Genomic DNA, 17,532 nt, shown 5'->3' with positions numbered 1-17,532 from the left:
CTGAATAGTCGTAGATCAGCTCTCATGTATAGGACCTGCAGCAGACTGGCCCGACCATCTACTCACTTGATCTCAAAACGTTTCTTGACGCGCTTCTTCTCCTGAAGGAACTCGCCCTGAAGCGTCAGGATTTCTGACTTGCTCAGAACGCCTTTCCTCTTGAGGTTGACGAGCAACCGTTCGATGTCGTCCAACTCGACAACATCGCCAGCCATACGGGTAATGGTCACGGCCATACGACTCATGTCGTCAAGTTCAGCAGTGACATCATGGGCTTTAGCAAGCCTGCGGACCTTAGCCTCGACGCTATCAACCGCTGTTTGAGTCAATGGAGATTCCTCTACTTACTACTACATTACTAGCGGTGCCGGTATCGCGTTAGGTGGTGGTAAATGAAAGCCCCGGATTCGTTTAGAACCAGGGGCTTTGTGGCCTATAGAACGGATCCCGCCGGCGCCGCATCCAGCCGCCTGGCAATCACATCCATCACGTCGCAACCGTCACGCAGCGGAATGCAGCAAAGCTGTGCCAAATCCTGAAGAGTCGCGGGATCAGCGCTCTGCTCATCGCGCATCGCAATATTCTCAAGAAACTGAGTAGCGGCACGGATTCGGTAGGCGGCTGCATCGAGCAGGATGTGTAGCGGGGCGCAAGTATCGACGTAGAGGGGTTGGTCGTCGGCGTTGCTGGTAAGGCTCATGTATTGGTTCATATCAATTCCTTGTGTCATGAGTGAACTGTCACACTTCGTCGCCAAACGAAGGGTGACAGCTGTACACAGGTTGGCGAACCGGAGACACAAGCAGCCGGCAGACCCGAAGGTCTCCCGTGCACAGCTGCCATAAAGCAGTTCTGTGGGCACAAGGGTGCTCCTGCCACAGCAGAAAGCACCGTTGCACTTGTGTCAATCGAGTCGCCAAACCCGGTCGCCATTTTGGGCGACGCCCAGACTATAGGCGCCACCACAAAAAATACGCAAGGGATTGATAGGGAAGGGGATTCCCAATCATATGTAGGACGGTGCCTTAGTCGTCAGCGCTCGAGCTGTATGTCCTACAACTCACCAGAGCTATCACTTACGTCTTCTGGTGGGTAAATGCCATGGAGGAGAGGAGCAGTAGCCACGGGCGTAGCCAGGGAAGGAATGGGGCGAGATTTTCATTATTGTTAATAGAAAATCCCTGTGAGATGACCGTTCTCTACGAATTCACGCGGCTCGCGTAAAATTTGCTCCAGAACTGCGAGTCTCGAGCGGCCTTCTTGGCGTAGAAGGGTACCGACGAGTAGGCCTCTTTTAAACGTTGCGAGCCCAGCGCCCGCCTTTCGGCTTCCTGGATGCTCAAAGCTCCACTCTGCCAAATCTTCATCCAGAAGCTGTCCGCCAGTAGCGTCGTGGAGGGTTTTACGTTCGAAGTCGTAGCAAGCATTTCGTACCTCCGGCACGGAGAAGGCTGAGGATGCAGTCGGCATCTGGGCGCTGCACGACTATAGAGACCCCCGCAAAAACTACGCAAGGGATTGATAGCGCGGAGGTTTCCCAATGACATGTGGGACATTTCCGTAGCTCAATCAGCCAATTCCGCCATTCCACCCCCATTTACAGCCCTACACGTCCCACAATCCAATCGCGCATTCCCCTCCGGCGCGGGATAATACGGCCCGGCTTGGGGTCACAACCGCTTCCCCCTGATTGTATTGGCGGCTGAGAAGGATCGATCGCAATGACAGACTGGCTGCAAAGCTATGGAGAGATGGCTGAACGGGTACGCGGCCACGATTGGGACGCCAGCCCGCTCGGGCCGCCGAAACAGTGGCCCGATGTGCTGAAGACCACCGTAGCGTTGAGCCTCGCCTCGCATTTCCCCCAGGCCATCGTGTGGGGGCCGGAACTGATCACGTTGTACAACGATGCCTTCGTGCCCATCCTCGGCAATAAACCCCAAGCGCTGGGTCGGCGGTTCGATGAGGTGTGGAAGGAAGTCTGGAGCGACATCGGCCCGATTGTGCGGGCGGCCTTCGAGGGGCAGGCGACTTATATCGAGAATTTCCCCCTGATCATCGAGCGTGGCGGCGGCCTGGAACAGGCGTATTTCACGTTCTGCTACAGCCCCATCCGTGATCAGTTCGGCAAGGTCGTGGGCATGCTGGACACCGTCACCGAGACCACTTCCACGGTGTTCATGACCCAGCGCCTGGCGGTGCTGGATGCCATTGGCAATGCCGTGGCGAATGCCACCGACCCACAGGCCATCATGGCCACCACCACGCGGATTCTGGCGGCGCACCTGAACCTGTCCAATTGCGCCTATGCGGATATGGATGAGGACGAGGATGGCTTCACCATTCGCGGTGATTGGGCTCGGGCGGGGTCACCCAGTATTGTCGGGCATTACCGACTGGCGGATTTCGGTCGGCTGGCGGTTGCCAACCTGCGGGCTGGCAAACCCCTGGTGGTCAACGATAACCTCAAGGAGCTGGCGCCCGAGGAAGCGGCGACGTTCCAGGCGATCGGTATCGCAGCGACCATTTGCGTGCCGCTGATCAAGAACGGACGTTTGACCGCATTGATGGCCATCCACGACAAAACGCCGCGGGTCTGGTCCAGCAACGATCTGGCGCTGCTGATGGAAGTGACCGAACGATCCTGGGCTCACATCGAGCGGACCCGCGCGGACGCCGCCGTGCGCGAGGGGCTCGCGGCCCTGGCGGAACTGAACGCGACACTGGAGGAGCGGGTCGAGGAACGCACCACGCGCCTGAAACAGACCGAAGCGGCCCTGCGCCAGTCGCAGAAACTTGAAGCCATCGGCCAGCTCACCGGCGGGGTGGCCCACGACTTCAACAACCTGCTGACGATCATTCGTTCCTCCGTCGACTTTCTGCGCATGCCCAATCTGTCCGATGAGCGGCGCAACCGCTACATGACGGCGGTTTCCGAGACGGTGGAGCGTGCCGCCAAGCTGACCAGCCAGTTGCTCGCCTTCGCCCGGCGTCAGCCGTTGAAACCGCAAGTCATCGATGTGGGCAAGCAGGTGCAAAGCCTCGGCGACATGCTGCAGACCGTCACGGGGGCGCGGATTCAGGTCAAGGTCGAGCTGAGCGACCGGCCTTGTTACATCCGCGCTGACTTGAGCCAGTTTGAAACGGCGCTGATCAACATGGCCCTCAATGCCAGGGATGCCATGGATGGGCAAGGCACGTTGTCGCTGCGGCTCATTGGCGGTGCTGGCATGCCGCCGATCCGAGGTCACGCGGGAGCCGGGCAGTCTTTTGCCGCCATTGCCCTGGCGGACACCGGCACCGGCATTGCGGCAGAAGTCCTGGAGCATATTTTCGAGCCGTTCTTTACCACTAAGGAAGTGGGCAAGGGCACCGGGCTGGGGTTGTCCCAGGTGTTCGGTTTTGCCAAACAGTCTGGCGGCAACGTGGATGTTTCGACCGTGGTCGGGGAGGGGACGGTGTTTACCTTGTACCTGCCGGAAGTCGAGCCCGAAGAGATTGATGAGCCCAACCGGGAGGAAACCACGCCCCTGCTGCTGGAAAAGGGCAAGCGTCGGGTGTTGATCGTGGAGGACAACCTGGAGGTCGGGCGTTTTGCCAATCAGATCCTGCAGGATCTGGGCTACGAAACGGCCTGGGCGACCAACGCCGAGGAGGCTCTGGATATGGTTGGCCCGGATGCGATGGCGTTCGACGCGGTATTTTCCGACGTCGTCATGCCCGGCATCAGCGGCATTGCCCTGGCCAAGGCACTGCGCCGGCGCCGCCCGGATCTGCCGGTGGTCCTGACGTCGGGTTATAGCGAGGAGCTGGCCCACCGTGGCCATGAAGATTTCGAGTTTCTATCCAAGCCCTATTCGGCCGATCAGGTTTCCCGGATCTTGAGCCGCGCGATGGCGGGGCGGATTGAATAAAGCGGTCCGTGGGCAAGTCACGCAGCTCCATTCGTCGGCCAGACGCTTGCCTGAATAATCAGTCCTTTGATGACCGACTAGTCTGAAAGTCGTGAAGGCCTATATTTTTCAGGCAACGGGTTGTTGCCGGTGTGGGCCTCGACGAAAAGGGGAAAGGCGATGGGAGCACCGTACAGCGAGGATAACGGAGCCGCATATCCGATCAATGAAGGTTTGCAGTGTGGGCAATCGGCCTATAGGGCGGACTTTGGCGACGAGCCGATCAAATCCATCAGGACCAAGGTGTCCAAAGTGCCGCGAGGGGAAAAGGCCAAGTTCCTGCCCAGGGTCCCGGTCAGGAAGTAACGTTGCAACTCTACAATTCAGTCCTGTCATCGTGGCGAGGGAGCAAGCTCCCCGCCACGACACCATTCCAGCCTCTGGCATAAATATTCTTCATCTTTTTTTTCACGACGGTTTCTTTCACGTTTCTTTCACAAGCGGGCGCGTAATCTTGGCTCATCCGTTAGAAAGCAGTAACCGCAGTACCTGCCCGTTTCCCCAGCGGGCTTTTTTTTGCCTGTCATAAAACTACCCCTCCGTTTGTTGTCCAAGTGACATGGCCCGACGCTATCTGGCGTAGACTGACGCCCGCGCGTACCGGCCATCTTTCCCCGATGCGGCATTCTTGAGGTTTCTATCATGCGTTTGACTTTATCCACCTTGGTGCTTGGGCTTGTGGTTGCTCAAGGCGCGATGGCTGCCGGTGACGGTACTGCTGCGGTTGGCGGTGGTCTGGGCGGTGCGTTGGGTAACGTAGTCGGCCAACAGATGGGCGGCAGCACAGGCGCGGCCATTGGCGCCGGTGTCGGTGGTGCAGCCGGCAGTGCGGTGGGGGCGCGTAAGGGCAGCCGTACGGAAGCGGCCATTGGCGGTGGTTTGGGGTCGGCCGGCGGTTCGATTGTCGGTAACAGCCTGGGCGGCTCGACGGGCTCCACCATTGGCGCAGGTATTGGTGGCGCGGCGGGTGGTGCATTGGGTAGCAACCTGTCCAATGACAACGATGGTCATTCGGGTGGTAAGAAGCACAAGCACAAACATAAGAACAAACATCGCTAAGCGCATGTTTGGATGAGAAAGACCCGGCCTGTGAGCCGGGTTTTTTGTTCGCCATGGGTTTGCGGTTTATCTGCTCACAGGGTTGTCTGGCCACAGGGCTGTCCGGCGTTTTCTTTACCGGGTTATTTACCCGGAACGTTTCCCCTCTGCGCACCTCGAACTCATACATCCATCAGCAATTGCGAGGTGCGTCATGACGCCGGAAACCGAAGGTACGGAAGAAAAAGGCCCGTCGGGCGTTCCTTTCGTCAATGATCCGGGCAATGAAGACCCCGGCTCGCTGATGGACGATGCCCAGGTGCCCTTGATCGAGGGTGAAGAGGTGGAAGACGCTGAGATCGAGGACGAGTCCTACGATTGAAGTCGCTCAAGCTGACCGCCCGTGTTCTCAAAACTGCATGACGTGTTGTCCCGTCATCAGGAGGTTGCCATGACTGCCGATTCGCCTGTCCCTGACGACGATGAAACCCCGGAATACCCGCTGCCCTCGCCAACCGACTCGCTGAGCCGGGACCAGCGCCCGCCTGACGACGACGCCGGGGTAGAGCAGGTGCCGAGTGAGGATGAGGATATCGAGGCGAGCCCGGACGATCCGGACATTGCCGGTAACGACGCCTCCGGCGAACCGAGCTGATTGCCGGTTCCGCCCGTCGATTTATCGGCACCATCGGCCAGTCACGATTGCCACACATCAGGTAGGTAACCTTAAAAAGGGAGACTCACCATGATGAAATCAAATGTGACCGCGCTGACCCTGGCCGGGATTCTGTCGGTCAATTCCATGGCGGTTTTCGCCCAGTCTTCGGGCGGCAATCCCCCCGTAGATAAGGGCGGGATGCCACCCTCCACCGAGATGGAAGCCGGCACGCCATCGGGCACGGGAGGCGCTTTGCCGCCGGGTTCCGTGGAGGGCGGTAATGGCAGCGACGCCAGTGGCAGCAGCACCAGTCCCGGTACGGGCAGCGGCTCAATGAGCGGCGGCAGTTCCATGGGGGGCGATGCCTCCAGCAGTGGAACCGGGGCCGGAACCAGCGACAGCGGTGGTAGCTCCGATGACGGCGGTTCGAGTGGTTCCAGCCAATAACGCATTGATCATCATCTGAACCTGATCCTTGTTGCGGCGAGGGGGCAAGTGCCCTCGCTGCAACAGTCGCCCACACAGATTTCCCGTTGCCTGTGCCAAGCCACTCTCGTTATTCTGCTGAATCCTTTAAGGTGAACACGTTGCTCTGGCCAAACCTGAGCCATTTCTGGAACCTTGTGATAACGGATCAGATGCGATGAAAGCACCGCTGCAAGAGCTTGGCCCGATCAAAGCTGTGATATTCGACATGGATGGGCTGTTGCTGGACACCGAGGGCATTTACACCGAGGTGACCTCCATCATCGCCGAGCGTTACGGGCGCACGTTTGATTGGAGCGTCAAGCAGAACATCATCGGACGTGGGGCCGGGGATCTGGCCCGCTATGTCGTTCAGGCGCTGGAGTTGCCGATCACCCCGGAAGAGTTCCTGGTGATCCGCGAGCCCTTGATGCGCGAACGCTTTCCGCACGCCCTGGCGATGCCCGGTGCTGAAGAGCTGGTGCGGCATTTGAAGGCCCATGACGTTCCGATTGCGGTGGGCACCAGTTCGTCGAGCCAGTCGTTTGCACTGAAAACCACGCTGCACCGGGACTGGTTTGCGTTGTTCGATTTCATCGTCACAGCGGATGACCCGGAGGTCGGCGCGGCGAAGCCGGCACCGGATATCTTCCTCACTGCCGCCCGACGCCTGGGCGTTGCACCCCGCGATTGCCTGGTATTCGAAGACTCACCGTTCGGGGTGACTGCGGCGAAAGCGGCGGGAATGACTGCCATTGCCATTCCGGATTCGGCCATGGCCGACGAAAAATACGCCCATGCCGACGCGATCATTCGTTCCCTGAAGATCTTCCAGCCAGGCCTGTGCGGTTTGCCAGAGCTGGAGTGGGCCTGACGACACATCGCGGCACAACAGAACGCCGTTCATGGTATTACCCATGAACGGCGTTTTTTATGGCCTGGATCAGGCGCCGAACCCCCCATCGCGAGCAGGCTCGCTCCCACATTGGTTTTGTGGCGACCGCACATGTTGCGACCACCCAAAATCCCTGTGGGAGCGAGCCTGCTCGCGATGGGGGCGATGTGATTCAGAACTGTGAATTCACCGCCCAAACCGCCCCGGCCAGCCAATAATGGTCTTGGGCCGAGGCGTGGCATAGGTGCGCACTTTCGAGGTGGACAAGCCCAACCGCACCAGGGCTTCGGCAATGGTCACCGCCGCCGTCACGCCATCGACCACCGGCACCCCGGTGCGCTGGCGGATCTGCTCATCGAGCCCGGCCATGCCGCCGCAACCCAGGCAGATCACTTCGGCTTTGTCCTGACTGACCGCCAGTTCTGCCTGCTGCACGATGGCTTCCACCGCCCGTTGTGGATCTTGCTCAAGCTCCAGCACTGCCAGGCCACTGGCGCGTACCGAGGCGCAGCGATCGAACAGGCCGGAAAGCTTTAGGCGGTCCTCGATCAGTGGCACGGTGCGGTCCAGGGTGGTGACCACCGAATAGGCGTGGCCCAGGAACATCGCGGTGCTGGCGCCCGCGTCGGTGATGTCCACCACCGGTACATTGAGCAGTTCCTGCAAGCCTTCGCGCCCATGTTCGCCGTAACCGGCTTGGATCACCGCATCAAACGGCTGATCGTAGGCCATCACCCGATCCATCACCGCGATGGCGGCCAGGTAGCTTTCGAAATTGCCTTCGATGGAGTCGGCGCCGAAGTACGGCGTGAGCCCGACGATCTCGGTGCCCGGCGCGGCCACGGCCTGGGCTTGTTGGGCGATGGCCCGGGTGATCGATTCGGTGGTGTTGACGTTGACCACAAGAATTCGCATGAGCTGTCCTCTTCCATAAGCGCAAACAGGCGGCCCGGTCTGGCGGGCCGTTTTTACAATCAACGGCAGATGTTATCCATAGGAATGGACAAAATGGCAGGTTCTTGCGGTCCGCATGGTTTTTATAGGCGCTGTGGTTTTTTTCAGGCCTTGGATTTGCTGATGATATTGCCGGCGTGCAGCCCGCATTCTTTCTGCGTGGCTTCTTCCCACCACCAGCGGCCTTCGCGTTCGTGCTGGTTCGGCAGCACCGGGCGGGTGCAGGGTTCGCAGCCGATGCTGATGAAGCCGCGTTCATGCAGGCTGTTGTAGGGCAGTTCCAACATGCGGATGTAGCCCCAGACTTCTTCGCTGGTCATCTGCGACAGTGGGTTGAATTTGTACAGGGTGCGTTCCGGAGTGGAAAATGCCGTGTCGATTTCCAGTGCGGCCACCTGGCTGCGGGTGCCGGGGCTCTGATCGCGACGCTGGCCGGTGGCCCAGGCGCGGACATCGGACAGCTTGCGCCGCAGCGGTTCGATCTTGCGAATGCCGCAGCACTCACCGTGACCGTCCTTGTAGAAGCTGAACAGGCCTTTTTCCTTCACGAAAGGCTCGAGTTTCGCAGGGTCCGGCGAGATCAGTTCGATATCGATCTTGTAGTGTTCGCGCACCTGTTCGATGAACCGATAGGTTTCCGGGTGCAGGCGACCGGTGTCAAGGCTGAACACCTTGACGTTCTTGTTCAGCTTCCAGGCCATGTCCACCAGCACCACGTCTTCGGCGCCGCTGAAAGATATCCACAGGTCATCGCCGAATTCGGCGAAGGCCAGTTTGAGGATGTCCTGTGGGGACTTGTTGGCATAGGTCGTGGCGAGTTCCACGACGTCAAACGATGGGCTCATCAGGGCGGCTTCCTACAGGTCGGTGGCGCTGGGCGCTCTATATGGGGCTGATGGTAACAAAAGCTGTCGGGGCTGGCGCGCTCCTGTGCGTTGCGCAGGCATCGGCGAATGGCTAGAGTCGGCAGTCCTTTTGTTCGCTCAACCGATAAACATCAAAAAAATGGGAGTGTCTTGTGGAAATTGCCTGTCTCGACCTGGAAGGTGTGCTGGTCCCGGAAATCTGGATCGCCTTCGCTGAAAAAACCGGTATTGAATCCCTCAGGGCGACCACGCGGGACATTCCCGACTACGACGTGTTGATGAAGCAACGGTTGCGCATCCTTGATGAGCATGGCCTCAAGCTCTCCGATATTCAGGAAGTCATCGCCACCCTCAAGCCGCTGGACGGCGCCATCGAGTTCGTCGACTGGCTGCGCGAGCGCTTCCAGGTGGTGATTCTTTCCGACACCTTCTACGAATTCTCCCAACCCCTGATGCGCCAACTGGGTTTCCCGACGTTGCTCTGCCATCGTTTGATTACCGATGACAGCGGACGGGTAACCGGATACCAGCTGCGTCAGAAAGATCCCAAGCGCCAGTCGGTATTGGCCTTCAAGAGCCTGTACTACCGGGTGATTGCGGCGGGGGATTCCTACAATGACACCACGATGCTGGGTGAAGCCGATGCCGGGATTCTGTTCCATGCGCCGGATAATGTGATTCAAGAGTTCCCGCAGTTCCCGGCAGTGCACAGTTTTGCTGAGTTGAAGCAGGAGTTCATCAAGGCTTCGAATCGAAATCTAAGCTTGTAAACCCAATCCCCCTGTGGGAGCGAGCCTGCTCGCGATAGCGTTGGTCAGCAGCATTTGAGCCAACTGGCACACCGCTATCGCGAGCAGGCTCGCTCCCACAGGGTTCTGGGCCTGGTCAGGGGCTTGCCCTCGATGCTTTTAGAGGTTCTGCAAAGTTTCGAGCAACACCCGCACCTTGGTAATCGACTCCTGATACTCCGCCTGCCAATCCGAATCCGCGACAATCCCGCCGCCGCCCCAGCAACACACCTGTCCATCCTTGACCAGCAAGCTGCGGATGGCGATGGAACTGTCCATCTCTCCGCGTACGTCCAGGTACAGCAACGAGCCGCAATACAGCCCGCGCCGGGTCGGTTCGAGTTCGTCGATGATCTGCATGGCGCGGATTTTCGGTGCGCCGGTGATCGAGCCGCCGGGAAAGCTGCCTGCGATCAAGTCCAGGGCGTCCTTGGCGTCGGCCAGCTCGCCGGTCACGCTGCTGACCAGATGGTGGACGTTGGGGTAGCTTTCCAGGCTGAACAACTCCGGCACGCGCACCGAGCCGATACGGCAGGTACGGCCCAGGTCGTTGCGCAGCAGATCGACAATCATCAGGTTTTCCGCCCGGTCCTTGGGGCTGGCCAGCAACTCGGCGGCGTGTGCGGCGTCTTCGTCAGGGGTTGCGCCGCGTGGACGGGTGCCCTTGATCGGGCGGGTCTCCACATGACCTTCGCTGACTTTGACGAAACGCTCGGGTGACAGGCTCAGCACCGCGCCGCCGTCTGGCAAGCTCTGGAAACCGGAAAACGGCGTCGGGCAAGCCGTCCGCAGTGCCTGGTAGGCAGCCCAGGCATCGCCTTGGCACGGGGCGCGGAAGCGCTGGGCAAAGTTGACCTGGTAGCAGTCGCCGGCCTGGATATACGCCTGGATCCGTTCGAAGGCCTGGCGATAGGCATCGCTATTGAGGTCGGGCGTCATGGGCGCTTCAAGGCTGAAGGCGGTCACAGGCGCTGAGGTTGGCTGGCTGAAGAGCGCAATCAGGCGCTGGCGTTCGCTGTCGGCGCAGTGAGGGTGAAACACCAACTGGCTGGTCCCGGCCTGATGGTCGGTGACCAGCGCCCAGTCGTACACACCGAACCGCGCGTCGGGCAGGTGCAGATCGTCTTTGGCGTGGGACGGCAGGGTTTCGAGATGTCGGCCGAAGTCGTAGCTCAGGTAGCCGATCAGGCCGCCAGCGAAAGGCAATTGCACCGAGGCCGGCAGTACAGCACTCCCCAGTTGCGTCAGATGAATACGCAAGCGTTGCAGGAAATCGGCACCGGTCTCGTCTGACAGTACCGCCAGATGCTCCAGCGGCCAGGCACTGAGCAAATCATAGCGTCCGCGTTCGGCACTCGGCCGGCCGCTGTCGAGCAGCACACTGCCCGGGGCATGGCGGATCACCGCGAAATACTCGGCGGGGTTGGCGCGGTAGGGCAGCGGGTGTACGGAGCAGGTTGACATGGGCGGGGTGGGTCAGCCGTTCAGGCGGGGTGGCGATTGTAATCCCTCTGTAGGATTTGCTCCTAGAGGGATGTCGGAGATGAGTAAGTATGGGGCCATCGAAACATTTGGCTGTGAACACCTTGTGGCGAGGGGATTTATCCCCGCTGGGTTGCGCAGCAACCCTAAAACTTACCACCCCGGTGTATCAGGCTGACTGCATCTGCCTGTTTGGGGCTGCTTCGCAACCCAGCGGGGATAAATCCCCTCGCCACAGGGGTGTTTCAACCCTCAACCCTCAACCGGCGGAATATGCCCAAACAACTCCTGGGCAAACGCCACGCGCTCCTCGACGGTTTCAACCACGCCACGGGCCTTGAGTTCTTCCAGGCGGGCTTCCACCGCGTGGGTGCGCAGAGTCAGGCCGCAGTCGTTGGCGATCTGGATGTTCAGACCCGGTCGGGCGTTGAGCTCCAGGATCAACGGACCTTTTTCCTGGTCCAGCACCATGTCCACGCCGATGTAGCCCAGCCCGCACAGTTCGTAGCAACCGGCGGCCAGTTTCATGAAGCCGTCCCAGTAGGGCAGCTGCACGCCGTCCACCGCGTTGGTGGTGTCAGGGTGTTTGGTGATGATGTTGTTCAGCCAGGTACCGCGCAGGGTCAGGCCGGTGGCAAGGTCGACACCCACGCCGATGGCGCCCTGGTGCAGGTTGGCCTTGCCGCCGGACTGGCGGGTTGGCAAGCGCAGCATGGCCATCACCGGATAGCCCATCAGTACGATGATGCGAATGTCCGGCACGCCTTCATAGCTGATGCTCTTGAAGATCTGGTCCGGCGTCACGCGATACTCGATCAGTGCCCGGTCCCGGTGGCCACCCAGGGAGTACAGACCGGTAAGGATGCTAGACACATGGTGTTCGATTTCTTCATGGCTGATGATCTTGCCGGACACCGTGCGATAGCGGCCCTCGAAGCGGTCGGCAATGACGATGATGCCGTCGCCACCCGCGCCCTGGGCCGGCTTGATCACGAAGTCGGTGCGCCCGCCGATGATCTCGTCGAGCTTGTCGATTTCCTTCTCGGTGGAGATCACCCCGTACAGCTCCGGCACATGGATGCCGGCAGCGATGGCCCGTTCCTTGGTGATGATCTTGTCATCGACGATCGGGTACAGGCTGCGCTTGTTGTATTTGAGCACATAGTCGGCGTTACGCCGATTGATGCCCATGATGCCCCGGGCCTCCAGAGCCTTCCAGGTCTTCCACAGGCCGAACATTATGAGTCAGCCTTGACGAAGGCCTTGAACCGTACCAGCTCGGTCAGGCGGTAGCCGCGGTAGCGACCCATGGCCAGCATGAAACCTACCAGAATCAGCAGGATGGCCGGGAAGGTGAACACGAAGTACACCAGCTCCGGCACGCTCATGATCAGGTGCGCCAGGGCGGCGGCGAACAGGGTGCCGATGGCCACCTTCATGGCGTGGCTGGCGCCGCGTTCTTCCCAGGTAATGGACAGGCGTTCGATGGTCATGGTCAGAATCACCATCGGGAACAGCGCGACCGACAGCCCGCGTTCCAGGCCCAGCTTGTGGCTGAACAGGCTGATGGCGGCGATCAGCACCACCACGAACGTCAGCACCACCGAAAGCCTTGGCAGCATTTGCAGCTTGAGATGTTCCAGATAGGAGCGCAGGGACAGGCCCAGCGTCGTGATGACTGTAAACAGGATGATGCCGAAGCCCAGCTGGGTTTCGCGGAAGGCCAGGGCGATCAACACCGGTGTGAACGTGCCCAGGGTCTGCAGGCCGATCAGGTTGCGCAGCACCAGAATCACCAGCACGCCGATCGGGATCATCACCATGATCATGAACGTTTGCTGGGTTTGCAGCGGCAGGCCGTAGAGCGAGTATTCGAGGAAGTTGGCGTCGGTGTTTTCGTCCGTCAGCTTGGCCAGGCGAATGGCGTTCATTTCGCTGTTGTTCATGGTGAAGGTGACGGTGGCTTTTTTGCCGCCATCGACGGTGATCAGGTTTTCATCACCGGTCCACCACAGCAGACGGTCGCTGGGCAGGCCCCGCTCAGCGGTATCCGGGTTGAAATACAGCCAGTCGGTGCCGTTGAAACTGCGCAGCCACAGTTCAGGCGACTGCGGTTGGTCGGCAACCAGGCGGATGGTATGGACCTTCTCCACCGGCACGTGGGCGATAGACAGCACCAGTTCGACGACTCTGGCCTTGCTGGCTATGGACGGATCGCCAGCCAGCAGCAGCTTGACGTTGTCGTCGTTGGGGTTGTTGACCCGTTTGATCGCTTCACTGATGAAGGTCTCGACGTCGGCCGAGTGCTGGCGGATCGGCGCGAGCAGGGCTTCGGCGGCCAGCTTCTCGGGGCCCTCGACGGCGATGCTGTCGCGGAAGGTCGGGCCCTTGATCTTGGATTTTTCCGAGGTATAGCGCTTGGTCAGCACCAGGCGGTAATACAGGGTCTGGTTGCCCTTGGCCCGACGGGCCGACCACGTGACCTTGCGGTTACCGTCCACCCGGTTCACCGCCACACCGTAGTTATTGGAGATGAAGCTCTCGTTGAGGCTGACGTAGTCCATGCTCAGCGGCGGCACGAACATCTGGATCTTCACCGGATCCTTGGCATTGGGGACGAACTCGATCTTGGCGTCGATGTTCCACAAGTCGTCGGTGGCGTCTTCGGTCACCGGAATGCCGAGCACGAAAATCTGATAGGCCGTCACCGACAGGCCCAGCACCACCAGGATGGCGATCAGCATTTTCAAATGGAGGGTAAGAGAGCGCATTGGAATTACTCTGCGGTTTGAGCGGCATTGGCGCAGGCGGGTTTGCCGGCAGCGTATTTGAGACTGGGGTCGACCAGCGCGTCGAAGCGTTTGAGGGCTTCGGAGCCGATCAGTAGCGGGTATTGGAAAGCGCTGCGGTCGGTGAGGTTCACTTCGATGCTGCGCAGGGCCGAGCCCATGCAGATGTCCAGCTCGATGACCGGCCGAGCCGTGTAGTTCTTGCCTTCTTCGGGGTCATAGTCACCGGCGCGGCGTTTGATCTTGCTGACCCGGGCCAGCGGACGTTCGATAGGGTGCGAATGCGCCGCGTCGATGGCCAGGTAAAAACGCACCCAGGATTCGCCATCGCGTTTGAAGCGCTTGATGTCCCGGGCGCTGAGCGAAGCGGTTTTGGCCCCGGTGTCCAACTTGGCGGCAACCTCCAGGTCGATGCCCTGCAGGGCGGCGTATTCATTGAGGCCGTACACGGTCTTTTCACCCGCCAGGACAAGCCCCGGCAGGCACGTGAAACAAAGGACAGCAGTTAAGGGCTTGAGTGTCATAAATCCTGATGCACAGTGTTCCGTTCGTCGGTTCAGGCCCTGGCATTGCTGCACAAGCTCCCTGGGTTGCCTTCTCTTAATAGATGCAGAGCGGCAAATTGCGGCGGCATTCTAGCACGGTGGTTTTCTGACGCCACCGCCGCCCGGACGCAACCGCTTATCCGACGCACTTGGTTATGGAGGAGGCCCTTATTAGACAATTGTCGACAATGTCTAATTTTACTTTGACGAAAGCGCAGTGATTGGTTAGTTTTTGCCTTATAGATTTATAAGGTGTCGACAATATGCTCGATCAGCTCGAATCACCGGTCTTGGCCCAAGAGGAATCGGAAACCCTTTCCGAGAACGTCTTCCGGCGTATCCAGGCCGCAATCGTGCGAGGCGATATCGCGCCTGGCAGCAAGATCTCCGAGCCCGAACTGGCACGCACCTACGGCATCAGCCGCGGCCCGCTGCGCGAGGCCATCCATCGCCTGGAAGGCCAGCGCTTGCTGGTGCGGGTGCCTCACGTGGGCGCCAGGGTGGTATCCCTGAGCCACGCCGAGTTGCTGGAACTCTATGAAATCCGCGAGTCCCTGGAAGGCATGGCCTGCCGTCTGGCGGCCGAGCGCATGACCCTGGAAGAAATCGACGAGCTGCGCCGGGTCCTGGAAACCCATGAGCGCGACGCGGCGTTCCAGGCCGGTGTCGGCTATTACCAGCAGGAAGGCGACTTCGATTTCCATTACCGGATCATCCAGGGCAGCGGCAACCGCACCCTGACGCAAATGCTCTGCGGCGAGCTGTATCAGTTGGTGCGCATGTACCGCATCCAGTTTTCCACCACGCCCAACCGTCCGCGCCAGGCCTTTGCCGAGCACCACAGGATTCTCGATGCCATCGCCGACCGTGACGGTGAACTGGCTGAATTATTGATGCGCCGGCACATCGGCGCTTCCAAACGCAACATCGCGCGTCATTTCCAGGACAGCGCCGCCACTGAACGAGGTGAGTCATGAGCAACAGCACTCCAGGCCAGCGTTTTCGCGATGCGGTCGCCAACGAGCATCCGCTGCAAGTGGTGGGCACGATCAACGCCAACCACGCGCTGCTGGCCAAACGCGCCGGTTTCAAGGCGATCTACCTGTCGGGCGGCGGCGTGGCGGCCGGCTCCCTTGGCGTGCCGGACCTGGGCATCACCGGCCTGGATGACGTGCTGACCGATGTGCGCCGTATCACCGACGTCTGCGACCTGCCGTTGCTGGTGGACGTGGATACCGGGTTTGGCTCCTCGGCGTTCAATGTGGCCCGCACGGTCAAGTCGATGATCAAGTTCGGCGCGGCGGCCATTCATATTGAAGACCAGGTCGGCGCCAAGCGTTGCGGTCACCGTCCGAACAAAGAGATCGTCTCGCAACAGGAAATGGTCGACCGCATCAAAGCCGCCGTCGACGCGCGCACCGATGACAGCTTCGTGATCATGGCCCGTACCGACGCCCTGGCCGTGGAGGGCTTGGAATCGGCCCTGGACCGCGCCGCCGCGTGCATCGAGGCCGGTGCCGACATGATCTTTCCGGAAGCCATCACCGAACTTGAGATGTACAAGCTGTTCGCCAGCCGGGTGAAAGCCCCGATCCTGGCCAACATCACTGAATTCGGCGCGACACCGCTGTACACCACCGAACAACTGGCGGGCGCCGACGTGTCCCTGGTGCTGTACCCACTGTCGGCCTTCCGCGCCATGAACAAAGCGGCCGAGAACGTCTATACCGCAATCCGCCGCGACGGTACGCAACAGAACGTCATCGACACCATGCAGACTCGCATGGAGCTTTACGATCGCATTGACTACCACACCTTCGAGCAAAAGCTCGATGCGTTGTTCGCGGCGAAAAAATGAACAGAGCGCAGCCTCTACAAATCTAAAAAAATGGAGACAGCAAATGGCCGAAGCAAAAGTACTCAGTGGCGCCGGGCTCCGTGGCCAGGTGGCCGGGCAAACCGCATTGTCCACCGTAGGCCAGTCAGGAGCCGGCCTGACCTATCGCGGTTACGACGTCCGCGAACTGGCGGCTGACGCGCAATTTGAAGAAGTGGCTTATCTGCTGCTGTACGGCGAGCTGCCGACCCAGGCGCAACTGGACGCCTACACAGGCAAACTGAGCCAATTGCGGGACTTGCCCCAAGCCTTGAAAGAGGTGTTGGAGCGCATTCCCGCCGACGCCCACCCAATGGACGTGATGCGCACCGGCTGCTCGTTCCTGGGCAACCTGGAACCGGAGCAGAATTTCTCCGAACAACATGACAAGACCGACCGCCTGTTGGCCGCGTTCCCGGCGATCATGTGCTACTGGTATCGCTTCAGCCACGAAGGCCAGCGCATCGAGTGTGTGACCGACGAAACCTCCATCGGCGGCCATTTCCTGCACCTGTTGCATGGCAAGAAGCCGAGCGAGCTGCACGTCAAGGTGATGAACGTCTCGCTGATTCTGTATGCCGAGCACGAGTTCAATGCCTCGACCTTCACGGCGCGGGTGTGTGCCTCGACCCTGTCTGACCTGTTTTCTTGCATCACCGCCGCCATCGGTTCGCTACGCGGCCCGTTGCACGGTGGGGCCAACGAAGCGGCGATGGAAATGATCCAGCGCTTCCAGTCGCCGGAGGAAGCGATCAAGGGCACCCTCGGGATGCTCGAGCGCAAGGACAAGATCATGGGCTTCGGCCACGCGATCTATAAGGACAACGACCCGCGCAACGAGGTGATCAAGGGCTGGTCGAAAAAACTCGCCGACGAGGTGGGTGACACGGTGTTGTTCCCGGTTTCCGAGGCCATCGACAAGACCATGTGGGAGCAGAAAAAACTGTTCCCCAACGCCGACTTCTACCATGCCTCGGCGTACCACTTCATGGGCATTCCGACCAAGCTGTTCACGCCGATCTTCGTTTGCTCGCGCCTGACCGGCTGGGCCGCCCACGTCTACGAACAACGTGCCAACAACCGCATCATCCGACCGAGCGCCGAATACACCGGCGTCGAACAGCGCAAGTTCGTGCCAATCGAACAACGCTGAACTGGAGGGCGCTGACGCTGCAACTGAAGGAACCGAAAACCATTGTGGGAGCGAGCCTGCTCGCGATAGC

General features: G+C 60.0%; 19 protein-coding genes. 10 read left to right on the top strand and 9 right to left on the bottom strand.

The window, feature by feature from the left end; all coding sequences use genetic code 11:
* Positions 1-62: 62 nt before the first annotated feature.
* The 3 genes from T3A99_RS08830 to T3A99_RS27845 all read right to left on the bottom strand — a co-directional run bounded on the left by T3A99_RS08830 (position 63) and on the right by T3A99_RS27845 (position 1,470).
* On the bottom strand, positions 63-329 hold the full coding sequence (locus tag T3A99_RS08830) for a hypothetical protein (protein ID WP_047228259.1): 267 nt from the start codon (positions 327-329) through the stop codon (positions 63-65).
* 104 nt (positions 330-433) lie between these two features.
* A complete protein-coding gene (locus T3A99_RS08825; protein WP_047228260.1) occupies positions 434-712 on the bottom strand; it encodes a hypothetical protein in 279 nt (92 codons plus the stop codon).
* A 455-nt stretch (positions 713-1,167) separates the two neighbouring features.
* Positions 1,168-1,470 (bottom strand): hypothetical protein, encoded by a 303-nt coding sequence (locus tag T3A99_RS27845; RefSeq protein WP_196304608.1) that lies wholly within the window; start codon positions 1,468-1,470, stop codon positions 1,168-1,170.
* A gap of 251 nt (positions 1,471-1,721) precedes the next feature.
* On the opposite strand from T3A99_RS27845, the gene T3A99_RS08820 reads away from it, so the two are divergent.
* The 6 genes from T3A99_RS08820 to T3A99_RS08790 all read left to right on the top strand — a co-directional run bounded on the left by T3A99_RS08820 (position 1,722) and on the right by T3A99_RS08790 (position 6,988).
* A complete protein-coding gene (locus T3A99_RS08820) occupies positions 1,722-3,914 on the top strand; it encodes a response regulator (protein ID WP_274090945.1) in 2,193 nt (730 codons plus the stop codon).
* Positions 3,915-4,595: 681 nt separating this feature from the next.
* The gene (locus T3A99_RS08810; RefSeq protein ID WP_047228264.1) at positions 4,596-5,012 is read left to right on the top strand and encodes a glycine zipper domain-containing protein; all 417 of its coding nucleotides are present in this window, start codon (positions 4,596-4,598) and stop codon (positions 5,010-5,012) included.
* 193 nt (positions 5,013-5,205) lie between these two features.
* The gene (locus tag T3A99_RS08805; protein WP_171061338.1) at positions 5,206-5,373 is read left to right on the top strand and encodes a hypothetical protein; all 168 of its coding nucleotides are present in this window, start codon (positions 5,206-5,208) and stop codon (positions 5,371-5,373) included.
* Between the two features lie 69 nt (positions 5,374-5,442).
* Positions 5,443-5,646 (top strand): hypothetical protein, encoded by a 204-nt coding sequence (locus tag T3A99_RS08800; protein WP_076383858.1) that lies wholly within the window; start codon positions 5,443-5,445, stop codon positions 5,644-5,646.
* Between the two features lie 90 nt (positions 5,647-5,736).
* On the top strand, positions 5,737-6,096 hold the full coding sequence (locus T3A99_RS08795; RefSeq protein ID WP_047228266.1) for a hypothetical protein: 360 nt from the start codon (positions 5,737-5,739) through the stop codon (positions 6,094-6,096).
* 196 nt (positions 6,097-6,292) lie between these two features.
* Complete coding sequence (locus tag T3A99_RS08790) at positions 6,293-6,988, top strand: HAD-IA family hydrolase (RefSeq protein ID WP_047228267.1); 696 nt, start codon at positions 6,293-6,295, stop codon at positions 6,986-6,988.
* Positions 6,989-7,195: 207 nt separating this feature from the next.
* Here T3A99_RS08790 and T3A99_RS08785 read toward each other — a convergent pair whose 3' ends face one another.
* Both T3A99_RS08785 and T3A99_RS08780 read right to left on the bottom strand, forming a co-directional pair.
* On the bottom strand, positions 7,196-7,924 hold the full coding sequence (locus T3A99_RS08785; protein WP_076383859.1) for an aspartate/glutamate racemase family protein: 729 nt from the start codon (positions 7,922-7,924) through the stop codon (positions 7,196-7,198).
* Between the two features lie 143 nt (positions 7,925-8,067).
* Positions 8,068-8,808, bottom strand: a complete 741-nt coding sequence (locus T3A99_RS08780; protein WP_047228271.1) for a phosphoadenylyl-sulfate reductase — start codon at positions 8,806-8,808, stop codon at positions 8,068-8,070.
* A 173-nt stretch (positions 8,809-8,981) separates the two neighbouring features.
* On the opposite strand from T3A99_RS08780, the gene thrH reads away from it, so the two are divergent.
* Positions 8,982-9,599: a bifunctional phosphoserine phosphatase/homoserine phosphotransferase ThrH gene (gene thrH, locus T3A99_RS08775; RefSeq protein WP_047228272.1), complete on the top strand. Its 618-nt coding sequence runs from the start codon at positions 8,982-8,984 to the stop codon at positions 9,597-9,599.
* 138 nt (positions 9,600-9,737) lie between these two features.
* On the opposite strand, the gene pabB is transcribed toward thrH, so the two are convergent.
* From pabB to T3A99_RS08755, 4 genes are all read right to left on the bottom strand, one after another.
* Positions 9,738-11,081 (bottom strand): aminodeoxychorismate synthase component I, encoded by a 1,344-nt coding sequence (gene pabB, locus T3A99_RS08770; protein ID WP_305466431.1) that lies wholly within the window; start codon positions 11,079-11,081, stop codon positions 9,738-9,740.
* A 270-nt stretch (positions 11,082-11,351) separates the two neighbouring features.
* Positions 11,352-12,338 (bottom strand): alpha-L-glutamate ligase-like protein, encoded by a 987-nt coding sequence (locus T3A99_RS08765; RefSeq protein ID WP_047228274.1) that lies wholly within the window; start codon positions 12,336-12,338, stop codon positions 11,352-11,354.
* Positions 12,338-13,870, bottom strand: coding sequence for an inactive transglutaminase family protein (locus T3A99_RS08760; protein ID WP_047228275.1), 1,533 nt, complete (start codon positions 13,868-13,870; stop codon positions 12,338-12,340). The genes T3A99_RS08765 and T3A99_RS08760 overlap by 1 nt, the downstream gene beginning before the upstream one ends.
* Before the next feature lie 5 nt (positions 13,871-13,875).
* The gene (locus tag T3A99_RS08755) at positions 13,876-14,412 is read right to left on the bottom strand and encodes an ATP-dependent zinc protease (protein WP_047228276.1); all 537 of its coding nucleotides are present in this window, start codon (positions 14,410-14,412) and stop codon (positions 13,876-13,878) included.
* 284 nt (positions 14,413-14,696) lie between these two features.
* On the opposite strand from T3A99_RS08755, the gene T3A99_RS08750 reads away from it, so the two are divergent.
* The 3 genes from T3A99_RS08750 to prpC are packed head-to-tail and all read left to right on the top strand — an operon-like array spanning position 14,697 to position 17,462.
* The gene (locus T3A99_RS08750; RefSeq protein ID WP_139049499.1) at positions 14,697-15,410 is read left to right on the top strand and encodes a GntR family transcriptional regulator; all 714 of its coding nucleotides are present in this window, start codon (positions 14,697-14,699) and stop codon (positions 15,408-15,410) included.
* Positions 15,407-16,291, top strand: a complete 885-nt coding sequence (gene prpB / locus T3A99_RS08745) for a methylisocitrate lyase (protein ID WP_047228278.1) — start codon at positions 15,407-15,409, stop codon at positions 16,289-16,291. The genes T3A99_RS08750 and prpB overlap by 4 nt, the downstream gene beginning before the upstream one ends.
* A gap of 43 nt (positions 16,292-16,334) precedes the next feature.
* A complete protein-coding gene (gene prpC / locus T3A99_RS08740) occupies positions 16,335-17,462 on the top strand; it encodes a 2-methylcitrate synthase (RefSeq protein ID WP_274090943.1) in 1,128 nt (375 codons plus the stop codon).
* Positions 17,463-17,532: the final 70 nt, after the last annotated feature.

This window comes from Pseudomonas sp. N-137 (assembly GCF_034555295.1).
Lineage (GTDB): Bacteria > Pseudomonadota > Gammaproteobacteria > Pseudomonadales > Pseudomonadaceae > Aquipseudomonas > Aquipseudomonas rhizophila.
This window is presented reverse-complemented; position numbering and strand designations above follow the sequence as displayed.